Annotated in this window: 11 protein-coding genes; 2 read left to right on the top strand and 9 right to left on the bottom strand. The window is 59.6% G+C overall.

Annotated features, from left to right (window positions below; all coding sequences use genetic code 11):
* The first annotated feature begins 51 nt into the window (after positions 1-51).
* On the top strand, positions 52-1,155 hold the full coding sequence (locus B843_RS13480; protein ID WP_244877358.1) for a DNA cytosine methyltransferase: 1,104 nt from the start codon (positions 52-54) through the stop codon (positions 1,153-1,155).
* A gap of 9 nt (positions 1,156-1,164) precedes the next feature.
* On the top strand, positions 1,165-2,076 hold the full coding sequence (locus B843_RS13475; protein ID WP_081751505.1) for a NaeI family type II restriction endonuclease: 912 nt from the start codon (positions 1,165-1,167) through the stop codon (positions 2,074-2,076).
* A gap of 234 nt (positions 2,077-2,310) precedes the next feature.
* On the opposite strand, the gene B843_RS13790 is transcribed toward B843_RS13475, so the two are convergent.
* From B843_RS13790 to B843_RS05575, 9 genes are all read right to left on the bottom strand, one after another.
* Positions 2,311-4,257, bottom strand: coding sequence for a hypothetical protein (locus B843_RS13790; protein ID WP_155895111.1), 1,947 nt, complete (start codon positions 4,255-4,257; stop codon positions 2,311-2,313).
* Between the two features lie 75 nt (positions 4,258-4,332).
* A complete protein-coding gene (locus tag B843_RS05610; protein ID WP_025252538.1) occupies positions 4,333-4,725 on the bottom strand; it encodes a hypothetical protein in 393 nt (130 codons plus the stop codon).
* A 527-nt stretch (positions 4,726-5,252) separates the two neighbouring features.
* Positions 5,253-6,464, bottom strand: coding sequence for a galactokinase (galK, locus tag B843_RS05605; RefSeq protein WP_025252537.1), 1,212 nt, complete (start codon positions 6,462-6,464; stop codon positions 5,253-5,255).
* On the bottom strand, positions 6,464-7,594 hold the full coding sequence (gene galT / locus B843_RS05600; RefSeq protein WP_025252536.1) for a galactose-1-phosphate uridylyltransferase: 1,131 nt from the start codon (positions 7,592-7,594) through the stop codon (positions 6,464-6,466). The genes galK and galT overlap by 1 nt, the downstream gene beginning before the upstream one ends.
* A gap of 9 nt (positions 7,595-7,603) precedes the next feature.
* A complete protein-coding gene (locus B843_RS05595; RefSeq protein ID WP_025252535.1) occupies positions 7,604-7,900 on the bottom strand; it encodes a hypothetical protein in 297 nt (98 codons plus the stop codon).
* A gap of 33 nt (positions 7,901-7,933) precedes the next feature.
* Positions 7,934-9,583, bottom strand: coding sequence for a sodium:solute symporter family protein (locus B843_RS05590; RefSeq protein ID WP_025252534.1), 1,650 nt, complete (start codon positions 9,581-9,583; stop codon positions 7,934-7,936).
* Positions 9,584-9,663: 80 nt separating this feature from the next.
* Positions 9,664-10,617 (bottom strand): aldose 1-epimerase family protein, encoded by a 954-nt coding sequence (locus tag B843_RS05585; RefSeq protein ID WP_025252533.1) that lies wholly within the window; start codon positions 10,615-10,617, stop codon positions 9,664-9,666.
* 317 nt (positions 10,618-10,934) lie between these two features.
* Entirely contained in the window at positions 10,935-11,180 is a 246-nt protein-coding gene (locus B843_RS05580) for a HypC/HybG/HupF family hydrogenase formation chaperone (RefSeq protein WP_025252532.1), read from the bottom strand.
* A 38-nt stretch (positions 11,181-11,218) separates the two neighbouring features.
* Complete coding sequence (locus tag B843_RS05575) at positions 11,219-12,400, bottom strand: nickel-dependent hydrogenase large subunit (protein WP_025252531.1); 1,182 nt, start codon at positions 12,398-12,400, stop codon at positions 11,219-11,221.
* Between the last annotated feature and the right edge of the window lie 461 nt (positions 12,401-12,861).

Genomic DNA, 12,861 nt, shown 5'->3' with positions numbered 1-12,861 from the left:
TAATTTAAGTTCAAGAAGCGTTCTTCCTCGAAGTAGGAGTTTGAGCAAGAAATGACTATGATCTACCAAGATCCAATCCCAAATTTTTTTCCACCAAGCACCCGTGGAAAGTCTCAACTTAGTGAAAGTACAACCGTGACCAAGCCTCTTCGATCTATTGAGATTTGCGCCGGTGCCGGCGGCCAAGCTCTAGGTCTCGAAGAAGCAGGTTTTATCCACGATGCGGTAGTCGAGATCGACAACTGGGCAGCAGAAACACTCCGACTCAACAGGGAGAATCCAAACACCGTTGCCCCTTGGCCCATCTTCGAGATGGATGTCCACGAGTTCGACATTTCTCCGTGGGAGGGAAAAATTGACCTCTTCGCCGGTGGAGTACCTTGCCCCCCTTTCTCAATCGCCGGCCAGCAGCTTGGCGCAGACGATGAGCGCGACCTCTTTCCCCGTGCGCTAGACCTTATCGAGCAGGTAAACCCTCGAGCAGTCCTACTTGAAAACGTCAAAGGCTTGTCACAGCGACGTTTTGACAACTATCGATCCAGCATCATCGATCGCCTCAATTCATTGGGCTTCGATGCCTTTTGGCAGCTCATCTATGCTTCAGAATTTGGAGTCCCACAGCTACGACCACGCTTCGTCTTGATTGCGCTAAAGCATGAGTACAGCCCCTATTTTTCCTGGCCTACCCCCTTTCCCTCACAAAAGACTGTCGGCGAGGCAATCGGTCATTTGATGGCAGAGAATGGATGGCCTGGAGCTCGTACTTGGGCCCGCACCGCAAATACTGTTGCGCCTACCCTTGTTGGTGGTTCCAAGAAGCACGGTGGCCCAGATGTTGGTCCGACCCGTGCGAAAGAGGCATGGAAGAAATTGGGCGTGAAAGGGACTTCAATTGCAGAAGAAGCACCTGGACACGACTTCCCTGTAAATGACCCTTCGCACCTTCCACGACTCACCGTCCGGATGGGCGGGGTGATCCAAGGATTCCCTGACGACTGGCAGTGGGCTGGAGGCAAGACTGCACAATGGCGTCAGGTAGGAAATGCTTTTCCCCCGCCTGTGGCTAAGGCCCTTGGCATATCTATTTCGCGTGCACTAAACAAGACACCACTGTCTACAAATCTGGTTCCTGCCAAACCAACCGTCAAGAATTGAGGACTATTTTTGGAAGGTTCATTCTCCCCGTCCCCCGTTGCACTGGAGCTTACTGAGGCAATTCGAAAAGAAGATCCCGACGGCTCTAAAATCGCGAACGCAATTCGTGAATCGATGGACTACGCCTACAACGGCCAGCAGACTGGCCGCTTTAGACCCGAGGAATTGTCAAAGACCGAATCTGCTCACATTGGGTCTCTTGTCGAAATCAATATTCGCCGAGCACTCGACGGATTCATAAAAGACGGACAAGTAATGGATTTTGAGATCCTCGGACATGAAGTCGATTGCAAATATTCCAAGCACCCGTTCGGTTGGATGATCCCAAACGAAGCTCTTGGGCACACCGCGATGGTCTGCCATGCAAATGATCACGAATCCAGTTGGCGACTTGGCTTTGTTTCGATCACTAATGAAATCCTTAATAAAGGCGGAAACCGTGACCAAAAGCGCACGATTTCAGCGCAAGGAAGGAATGCGATCTCCTGGGCATGGTACAACGCAGCGCTTCCGCCAAACACTCTCCTTCATCTTCCGAAAGAGGATGTTGAGGCTATTATGGCTCCCAAATCTGGACAAAAGCGAATTGACGAACTCTTCAGACGAGCTCAGAAAATGCGTATTCCCCGCGGCGTGCTTGCAACTGTCGGACAGCAAAAGGACTTCATGAAGAGGGCACGGAAGAATGGAGGATCTCGAACCAACCTAGCCGCTGAGGGAATCCTTGTCCTTGGACAGTACGAAAAAGACCAGGAAATAGCCGCAAGACTCGAGATTCCGGTTCCCTTGAGAGGCGAATCAGTCTCCGTGCGAGTCGTACGATGTGAGGAAGGATTTCTCGGACCAAAAGTAGATCTCTTAGGTAGCTCCTGGAGAGTAGCAACTCAGGATGACCCAATAGAACCAGCTCCCGAAATATGATTTCTATTTTTGCTTCGGTAATTCCCCAGTCTCGTTCTACATCACCTAAGATCGCCATTGAAACAATTCCGCTGGATTTGGGGCATCTTACACTTGTGTAGAGAGATGCACGATCCATCAATGCATTTCTTGCTCAAAGGAGTCTCAGGCTGCGAGAAACTGATTATATTATGTAAATTTCAGTGCCGCATCCAGTACGCGCCACCCTACGCAAAGCAATCCGACGAGTGAGACTCAATGTTTATTTTGTTTTAGCGAATTATCTACTCGTTCCCGAATTCTTGAGCGAATACAAAGCTCATCGTTGATCTTGATCACCAGAAATATCATCAGTTGAACACCCAGTAAGTAATTCTGGAAATGTTCTTCGTCATCCCCGGATGCGGAAGTTCGTGCATGAGCATAGGAGTTTCGAATGAAAAGAGAATTGGGAAACTTGTCATTTAGACAGTAGTCAAAATACTCTCCTTCCTCCTTCGAAAGTAGATAATCCTCGAACTGCAGGACGCCGGACTTTACAAGCTCATTGCACGCATCAAGAAGGTTCCCCCGTAGACCAAGTCTCATTACTGCGCCAGCTTCATAGATCATCCGAAGTACCTCGAGCTGAGTCGTTGATTTGAATGCAAGAGTTGATTTTGATTCATCCTGCATGACCAAAATTCCTCTAGCTAGGAGTTCTTCGAGCAAATTCTGTCGATATGGATGGAAATCTTCTATGGAAACTCTCCAATCTGAAACAAGGTCCACAAGACAACTGGATTGAGATTTCATCGAGACCAAGCCTAGGTCGGAATTCTGTGAGAAAAGATCTTTCAGAATGCTGACAAGAATAGGGTCTGATGATGGGACTCTGACATACTTCCCCTTAAGCAATGAAGGTACTTCCCGAAAGTTTATAGGCTGCCTTTCGAATCGACGCAATTCTTGCTCGATGTGGCCGTGCCTTGCGATTTGAACAAATTGGGAAAGTACACCATCAAACTGCGGAAAAAGCTGGTGGCACCTGGTGTAATAGTCCGAATCCCTACTGTTCGCAACGAATTCGAAATTTTCTATTCCAAACTCTCTATTCAGGTATTCTTTGAAGAACCAACTAATCACTTCTTCAAGCTCGATGTTTTGGCTCCTGAGGAAATTGAAATACCCTTGTGCCAAAAGAATCCCGAGTTGCACCGAAGACATGGATACCCAAGTATCCGGAAAATCTTGTGGTCTGTTCATACCTAATATGGATTCAAAAACTGATTCTTGCCCGCGAATGGGTACGTAAGATAGCATTCCATCAAATCTCGTGTAGCCAAATAAGTAGACAAAATTGTCCAAAATTGATTCAAAATCCAACGAAGACAATAAGTATTTGGTCGAGATTGTGACACGAATGTCACTTCCGTTCAGGTCGTACTCGATGAGCTTTGATTCCATCTCCTCACTCGGATCAAATACGACTTCGGAAGTTTGATTGATGCACTCTTGCGTAGAAAAAAGATCATCCACAAGTTGTCGGTGCCGCCTACTTGCGTTCAAACGTAGTACGGGGTCTACGAGTTCATCATTCTTAGGCTTACATTGCGCAAGAACTTTCAAGTAGTTGGGGTTCGCATTCTCCCAATCAATGTATTTCTTTATGAGCCCCCTCTTCGCGTCTAAACCCAGGCAGCTTGGAAAGTAAATTTCCTTAAATTCGCCCATTTCATACTCCGCATCGATGAGCATTTCAGCGCTCCCAATCGATTCCTCAATTGCAGCCGAAAGTTGGTTTCCTTGAAGTCGAACAAGTCGCCGCGATTTTAGGAGCATCTTTAACGGAAATCCCATGCGCACCAGCACATCAGCGATGTCGTTGCCGCTGAACCACGGATTTTTCTTAGTTTCCAAAAGACAACGAAGAAAGTCATCTCTGTACACTGGTTTCACTTTCTGTGCTTGCAGTGGCAGACCACTCAACTCAAGTGCACCAAAGAATCTTCTAACCCGTTCCCTGATAGAATCGGCCATGGTTTTGGAATCCGGCACGTTACGTTCCAACTTGAATTGATGACGAGCTAAGTCATCCAAGTACATTCGAATGTTCTCTAGTTCAAGGATGTCATTCACATCTTCGTAATTGAAGTGAAGATTGGAATCGGTGATTCTCTCAACTGCTCTATTCAATGCGTAGCCGTATGCCAAGTCACTCATTGGATAGTATTTCACTCGCGCTTTCACTCCTATTCCGCCCCATAAATGCTTTACCCGGTTCTTTCCACCAACCAATTATGAGCCTGCGCTTTGGGATTTTAGAGCTGATTCCCCCAACCGCATTAAGGTCCGCTCCTCCCCCACGATCTCGTGGAACCCGGACAGGGTTTCCAGCTCGGCGTAGGGGGCGGCGATGGAGAAGCTGAAGTCTTCCGTTGGGCACTCGGCGGTGAGTGTGGGGTGGGGATCGTCGGCCTGCGGGATGAGCATGCGGGAGTCGGGGTCGTTGCGCACCCAGTTGTACATCGCCCAGACCACGGCGTCGTACTTGCCTGCGTTGGCGAGCGCGTTGAGGATCGAGTAGACCTCGGTGGTGGAGAAGCTGGAGACGATCTCGGCGATGAGGTCGAAGGTGCAGATGTCGACAAGCCGGAGCGGCTCGGTGTTTCCGAAGTGGCTGATGGTCATGGGGCTCCCCTTTCGCCACCATCATACAAACGGCGGGTGATACGTCTTGCTGGTCGGGTTGCCGGTGGGGGTGTCGGCGGGCGGCTTGCCCTAAGCTTTACTAAGAACTAACTGGAATCGTTTTTCACCATCACCGCTAGATCTTTTTGGGACGCCACACAACGAAGAAGACTGGCTCGTAGGCCGCGCCGCGTGTCGGCGGCGGGCGCAGCAGGCATCCTGCGCGGATCAGGGTGGGAGTAGTCGTGGCCGTTCCCGACCTAGATTGTGGCAGGGTGAGGCCGCACTCCCCCACGCGGCCCTTTTGGGAAGACGGTTGTAAGCAACGACGGCGAGCCTTTGCGCCCAGTCTGTTCCTAGCGCTTATGTGAGGACGGAACCCAGAAGCTCACTGTGGGCAAGACCGCCTCACGCGGCATGCTCACGCTCTTCACCATGTCCGCCGCAGTATCAACGGCTAAGGGCTTGTGGACGAGAGAAAACGCCCGGTCCGGATTGTTTCGGATCGAGCGTTTCTCTTTTTACTGCTAGCTGAGCCGGCGTGCGCCGTCGCCGGGGCGCGCCACGAGGAAGGTCGGCGCCGGGAAGCCCTGGGCAAGGGCGGCGTCCTCGATCTTCTGGGCAGTGTCCTCGATGGCCTTGGCGTCGACAAGCGTGATAACGCTGCCGCCGAAGCCGCCGCCGGTCATGCGCGAACCGTAACGGCCTGCGGCCTCAAAGGCGGAATTGAGCTCGGGCGTGGTCACCTCGTACTGGTCGCGCAGGGACTCGTGGGAGTCCTGCATGAGCTGGCGGAAGGCGTCCATGTCGTCGGCCTCGAGCGCGCCTGCGGCCGCGATGGTGCGGTTGGTCTCCTCCACGACGTGGTTGACGCGGCGGAAGACCTCGTCCACGTCGCGGCCCTGGGCCGTGGCCCACGCGCGGGCCTTGGCGGGCGCGTCGTCGATGTCGCGGAAGGAGTCCTCCGGCTGGTAAGAGGTGAAGGCGTCGATGACGCCGCGGCGGGAGGCGTACTGGCCGTCGCTCAAGGTGTGCGGGGCGTTGGTGTCCGCGATGAGCAGCGCCAGGCCGTGGGCTTCGAGGTCAAAGGGCACCGGCGTGGTGGTGCCCTTGCGGAAGTCGATGACCAGCGCCTTTCCGTGCTCGCCGTAGAGGCTCGAGCGCTGGTCGAGCCCGCCGGTGGACGCGCCCACGACCTCGTTCTCCGCGCGGATGGCGGCGTCGACGAGCCCGGGCAGGTCCGCGTGGGTGGGCGCGTGCCCGTTGGCCAGCTCGAAGGCGGCGACGGCGGTCGAGCACTCGAGCGCGGCCGAGGAGGACAGGCCGGAGCCGAGCGGCACGTCGGAGACGATGGCGATGTCGTAGCCCTGGGTGGCGCCGATGACCTTCGACTCGGTGCCCGCCCAGATGGTGCCCACCACGTAGCCGGACCAGTCGGCGGGGCTCAGCGGCCCGACCTGGTCGACGGGGACGGTCGCCTCCATCTTCTTCCCGTCGGGGGCGACGGAGACCAGGCGGTAGGCGTTTTTGTCGTTGGGCGCCATCGCGACGGCGGTGAGCTGTTCGAGCGCGAAGGGGATGGAGACGCCGTCGGCGTAGTCGACGTGGTCGCCGATGACGTTGACGCGGCCCGGCGCGCCCCACACGCCCTTCGGCTCGTAGCCGTAGGCCTCCTTGAACAGGCGGGCGGCGTCGTGGGCGATGGCGTCCGGGGTGCGGGTGTGAATCCAGCGTGGCATTAGTGCCAGACCTCCTTGAATCGTGCGGCAATGCGCTCCGGGGTGGTGTCGTTGATCCACACGGCCTGGGAGGACTCGCTGCCAGCGAGGAACTTCATGCGGTTCGGCGAGCGCATGAGCGAGAACAGCTGCAGGTGCAGCCGGGAATACGGGCGAAGCGCCGGGTCGACCGGTGCCTGGTTCCAGCCCGCGATGTACGGGGTCTTCTCCACCCCGTCGAAGAAGCGGTCCACCGCCGTGTACAGGCGCTTGAGCAGCGGGGCGAGGTCGGCGCGCTCGTCGTCGGTGAGCTCGGTGAAGTCGGCCACGTGGCGGTGGGGCCAGACCATGACCTCCACCGGCCACTTTGCGGCAGCCGGGACGAAGACGGTGAAGTGCTCGGTCTCCTCGATGATGCGGGTGCCGGCGGTACGCTCGTCGGCAAGCAACTGCTCAAAGAGCTCCTTGCCGGGGTTGGCCGCGGCAAACGCCTGGGAGGAGGCGACGATGGATTCCAGGCGCGGGCTCAAGAACGGGTAGGAGTAGATCTGCCCGTGCGGGTGCTGGAGGGTCACGCCGATCTCGGCGCCGCGGTTTTCGAAGGGGAAGACCTGGGCCACGCCCTCGATCGCGGAGAGCGCGGCCGTGCGGTGCGCCCACGCCTCGATGACGGTGCGGATGCGGGATACCGGCAGGTCCTTGAAGGACTTGGTCACGTCCTCGGTGAAGCAGACCACCTCGCAGCGGGCGCGGGCTGGCTTGCGCGGGTAAAGGTCGAGGCCGTCGACGGTGTCCTCCCAGCCAGTGGCGTCGATGTTCATGGAGAAGCTCGGGAAGCGGTTCTCGAAGACGACGACGTCGTAGGTGGGCGACGGGATCTCGGTGGGCAGCTGGCCGGGCTTGGTGGGCGCCAGCGGGTTCTCGTTGGCTGGCGGCATGAAAGTGCGGTTCATGCGGTGTGCGGCGTACGCGACCCAGTGGCCGGTGAGCGGGTCGCGGCGCATCTCGCTCATCGTGTGGGCCTGAGGCAGGTCGCGGGAGTCGGTGAGCACCCGCTCCCCCTCGGCCTTGGGCGTGTCATCGAAGTAGATGATCTCGCGGCCGTCGGCCAGGTGCGAGGAGGTGACTTCGACGTGGTGGCTGTTGCTCATGTGTCTCGCCTAGTTTCCTTCGGATGCTGTGGGGGTAGCAGGTGCTGCGGAAGTTGTCACGGTGATCGGGCGCAGGCGTGCCCACGCGGCGAAGACGACGCCGACTACCAGCATGGCCAGGCCCGCCCAGAGGTTGTCCTGGGAGGACTTGAGAGCGCCGGTGTCGGGGTTGGTGCCCGGGTCGATGGCGAAGCTGCAGATCAGCAGGACGATGCCGTAGATGCCGATGAGCGCTCCGATGACGTTGCGGATGTCGAACGCGCCGGCACTCCGCGGGGACTGAGTAGAGGTGTTTTTCGTGCTCATGATGAGTGTTCCTTACAGAAGTTTCCGGCCGGGTTAAGCGAAGATGACGTTGAGCGTGATGACCATGGCCAGGCACAGCATGCCGAGCGGGACGGTGCGGCGGTACCACGGCAGCGCGGCCTCGGTGTCGTCGGCGAAGTGGCTCTTCGGGGTGACGGACTTGACGAAGCCCACCAGCTCCTCGTCCGGCTTCGGCTTGGTGAACGAGCTGACGATGAGCGAAACCAGAATGTCGGCGACGAAGGCGAGCGTCGCGGCGACGAAGGCGGTGCCCTGGCCGGGCAGGTTGACGATCGGGTCGGAGCCGAGCGAGAGCGCCCAGAAGATGACGGCCGCCGCGGTGCCGGAGACCAGGCCGGACCAGCCTGCGTGCGGGGTCATGCGCTTCCAGAACATGCCCAGGATGAAGGTGGCGAACAGCGGGGCGTTGAAGAAGCCGAAGAGGGTTTGCAGGTAGTCCATCACGTTGCCGAAGTTGCGGGCGATGAGCGCGGTGAACACGGCGATGAGGGTGGCCACGACGGTGGCGATGCGGCCGAACTTCAGGTAGTAGTCGTCCTCGCGGTCCTTGACCACGTACTGCTGCCAGATGTCGTAGCTGATGACGGTGTTGAAGGCGGAGATGTTGGCCGCCATGCCGGCCATGAAGGAGGCCAGGAGGCCTGCGATGGCCACGCCCAGCAGGCCGTTCGGGAGCAGGTCGCGCATGAGCAGGAGGATGGCGTCGTTCGGCTTGGCCGTCGGGTTATCGCCCGCCAGCTCGCTGACCAGCACGGAGGCGACCATGCCGGGAAGGACGACGAGGAACGGGATGAACATCTTCGGGAAGGCGCCGATGATCGGGGTCTTGCGGGCGGCCGAGATGGACTCGGAGGCCATGGCGCGCTGCACCTCGACGAAGTTGGTGGTCCAGTAGCCGAAGGAGAGGACGAAGCCCAGGCCGAAGGTGATGCCGATGACCGAGAGCACCGGGCTGGTGAAGCCGGACAGCCCCATGCCGGGCCAGGTGTGGAAGTTGGCCTCGATGGCCACGCGCTCCTTCAGGCCGTCCCAGCCGCCGACGCGGTGCATGCCGATGAGCGTGAGCGGCAGCAGGGCCGCGACGATGACGAAGAACTGCAGCACCTCGTTGTAGATGGCGGCAGACAGGCCACCCAGGGTGATGTAGGACAAGACGATGACGGCGGCGAGGACGAGCGCGACCCACAGCGGCCAGCCGAGCAGGGCGTTGACGATCTTGGCCAAAAGCAGCAGGTTCACGCCGGCGATGAGCAGCTGGGCGAGCGCGAAGGAGATCGCGTTGACCAGGTGCGCGCCGGTGCCGAAGCGCTTGCGCATGAACTCAGGCACCGAGCGGACCTTCGAGCCGTAGTAGAAAGGCATCATGACGATGCCGAGGAAGACCATGGCGGGCACGGCGCCAATCCAGAAGTAGTGCATCGTCTGGAAGCCGTACTGCACGCCGTTGGCCGACATGCCGATGATCTCGACCGCGCCGAGGTTGGCGGAGATGAACGCCAGGCCGGTCACCCACGAGGGCAGGCCGCGGCCGGAGAGGAAGAAGTCGATGGAGGAGGAGACCTTCGCCTTGGCCGCCCAGCCGATACCGAGGACGAAGACGAAGTACAGGGCCACGAGGAGGTAGTCCACCCAGGTGGCGTCGAGTCTTAATGCCGAATTCATGGGGCATCCTTTTGCTGTTAGTGACGAAAAAAGTGTGTCTGCGGGGCCCATCGTGGCGGGCCCGAAAGCGTCTTATGCAGTTATGAAGTCTGTGCGGTCACCGCGGCGATGCGTACCTCGTAGCGCTGCGGGTTGCCGTGGAGGTCGACGATGTCGGTGCCGCTGGCCAGCGCGTTCGGTGGCGCGCTCATGGGCTCCACCGCGAGCGCGCGTCCGCGTTCCTTGCCCGGGAACGGCACGTCGATGGTGTCGTCGGGCGTGAACACCTGGAACCAGCGCAGGTTGTCCGAGCAAGTCATTTCGGTTCCGTTGCCGTAGGCGTCGACAAGCAGCGTGCGCGAGGCGCCTGCGGAACCAAAGCAGTCGTCGAAGACGCGGCCTGCCATAGCGATGCCTTCTTGCATCGCCGTGGTGGTCTCGTCGCAGGTCGCCTCACCACGCGGCAGGTTGCGCGTCGGTTCCAGTGGCAGGTGCTTATCGACGGCCATGGTCAGCCGGCACGAGTCCACGTGCGCGCCCTGGGCCTGGAGGTAGGTGTGCCACCCGAAGGCGAAGGGAACGGGGCGGTCCTCGCGGGTCTCGGCGTCGAAGGTGGCTAAAAGCCCCTCGTCGGTGAGCCGGTAGGTGGCGGAAAGCTCGATGGGCCACGGCCAGCCGGGGGCTGGTTCGATGGTGGTGTGGAGCTTTACCTGGCCGGGCTCGTGCCCGGTTACCTCCCAGACCTTGCCGAGGACGAGGCCGTGGATAGCGTTGTTGCGCTCGGGCTCGGTGATCTCGAGCTGGTGGGTGGCGCCGTCGAAGGTGAAGCGGCCGTCCGCGGTGCGGTTGGGCCAGGGGGCCAGGACGAGCCCGGCCGTCAGCGGCGGGACCTCGCCGTCGGGGTAGTCCTCGACGAGGGGCCTGCCCTGGAAGGTAAGCGACTTGAGCCCGGCGCCGAGGGTGCTGAGCTCGGCGCGGTAGTCGCCGTGCTCGATGGCGAGGGTTCGCGTGCCCGCCGGTGCCGGGATGCCGGTGCCGGTGACTGTCTGTGTCATGGGGTCACCTCTTGGTTGAAGTGGTGCGTTGTGAACGCACAGCAATCGTTTGCACTTCCCCAGTGTATGAGCGAAATCGGGCACCTTCAATAGGCAACTTTCCCGATTCAGGCGATTTTCGGGCGAGGCGGGCCCCGTTTTCGCCTGCGCGGGGCCGTTTGTGTTTGGTTTTCGTTGGCACCGGTTCGGCCGTTCCGGCGTTGACCATGGAGAATAAGTGAACGTTCACATTGGACGCTTTGCGGCGTTGAGGGCGCAACGTGGCGATGGTCTCAGGCACGAAAAAAGCCCCCTTTCGGGGGCAAATTCAGCTCAGGCTACTGCGGTGACGGCGGGAGCAGGTCGAACTCGTCGATCGCGGCCATCGACTCCGCCGCCGAGGCCTCGTCGACGATCGTCATGGCGAAGCTGTTCTGGATGAGCACCCAGTCACCTACCTGTGCCTCCGGCACGTAGGCGAAGCAGCAGGGCCGGCGCTCGCCCGCGACGTCGATCTCCCCCATGGGGAAGGCGTCATCCGGGCTGCCCGGATCAACCACCCTGGCCGGGATTCCGAGACACATGGCCTGCTCCTTTTCTTCCGCGCTTACCTCTTGAAAGCCTACTCCCCCGCCCGCACGACCTGGATGTTCATCATCCCCGGCGGCGCCTGGGTGCACGGCAGGCAGGGGTCTGCCGCGCGCACGGCCAGCTCCATCGCCTCCGTGCCCGCGCCCTCCCGGTACGCGCGGCTGAGCATCGCCGCCAACCACGGCTCGTTCTGCGCCGTGGGGCTTAAGATCTCGCATCTAAAGAGCACGCCGTCTTCCACCGTGTAGTGATGGATAAGCAGGCCGCGGGGTCCGTCGACCAGGCCCACACCCGATCCGTCGTGGGTCGCATCGAGCGCAACCCCCTCGCCCGGCTTCGGCAGAGGCTCCTTGAGCAGCTCGCCTATCGCGCCGAGGGAATCGAGCAGACTCTGGGCCTGCGCCTTCGCTACTGCTAAGCCCGGGTAACGCGCGGCCGGGCCCACGCGGTAGGCGAGCCATTGGCCGTCGAAAAGCAGCTGCGGGCGCGGGGTGATCGAACCGAGCACTGTCTCCCTGATCCGCGCGGGCACCGCCGCGGCGGGGACGAGTTCGGCCTTACCGTTGTAGGTCACGCGGATATACCCGCCGAGCGGATCCCACTCGCCGCGCTCGTTCGCGACGACGACGTCGGCCCCCTCGTAGGCCTGCCACCCCTGCGGGTCCTCCCCCGCCGCCGCGAGCAACCCCTCCACGATGCCGCGCGCGGCCGGCAGCGCCTGCCTTATCTCCTCCCGCAGCTCCTCCTGGTTGCCAGGCAGCGCCGCCACGCGTACGCCGCCGGGCGTTGCCACGGACGGAAAGTGCCCCGGCACGCCCGCGAGCGCCAGCACCTTCTTGCCGAGCATCCGCAGCGCCACCGCGTCCGCGCGACCCCGCGGCGCCGCGAGCCTCGGCCCCATGACGTCGAGCACGCTGCCGTGATGCATGAGCAGCCGCACCTGCCGCGCCCCCGCATCGGGTGCCACCCCAACCAGCTGGTCGAGCGCCCCGATGCCGGCCAGATGATGCGTGACCGGGCACAGCCCGCACAGCCGCGTCACCATCGTGGGCACCGCCGCGGCCTGCTTGCCGACCAAGAACCCATCCACCCTGGGTACGCCCGCAACGTCGAAGCGCGCCACCAAGTCGGGATCCCCCGCCCCCTCGTCGACGATGACGCGCGCCGCCAGCGGGTCGACGATCTCGTTGATGAGGAGCTTTTCTCTCGCCACGGCCGACTCCCTTATGTTTAGGCGCTTTTCTTCCACGCTACACCGCCACGGGTAGCACCCCGTCCAAATCCATTCAGCCCTACCACACGAAGCTGAGTAGCGAAAAATCTACACTTCCTTACTTGTTGAACAATGTTAAATTTTACGGCCCTGAACTGCACTTTTCTGACGACACGTCAACAAGACTCACCCCCAATCGTCACCCCTATATCGAATCTTATAAACATTGCTACTTTCACAAAATCACCCCCTAATGATGGGCATTTTCGCCCCTTCTTTAAGAACTCTCTTAGCTATTCATTTTCATCAATTCGCCCCCTTAACACGGGCTTTGTGCCAAATTTTCGATAGCGGATGGGCGTTACCGCTATCAGTTTCTCAATCCCTTCCCAGATCGTCGCAATTTTCACAATCTTCCGCGACAGCCCTTTTCGCACCTCAACCTTGCTAAGTTGAGGGCA

This window comes from Corynebacterium vitaeruminis DSM 20294 (assembly GCF_000550805.1).
Classification (GTDB): Bacteria; Actinomycetota; Actinomycetes; order Mycobacteriales; family Mycobacteriaceae; genus Corynebacterium; species Corynebacterium vitaeruminis.
The sequence above is the reverse complement of the archived record's forward strand: the minus strand, read 5'-3'. Positions and strand labels throughout refer to the sequence as shown.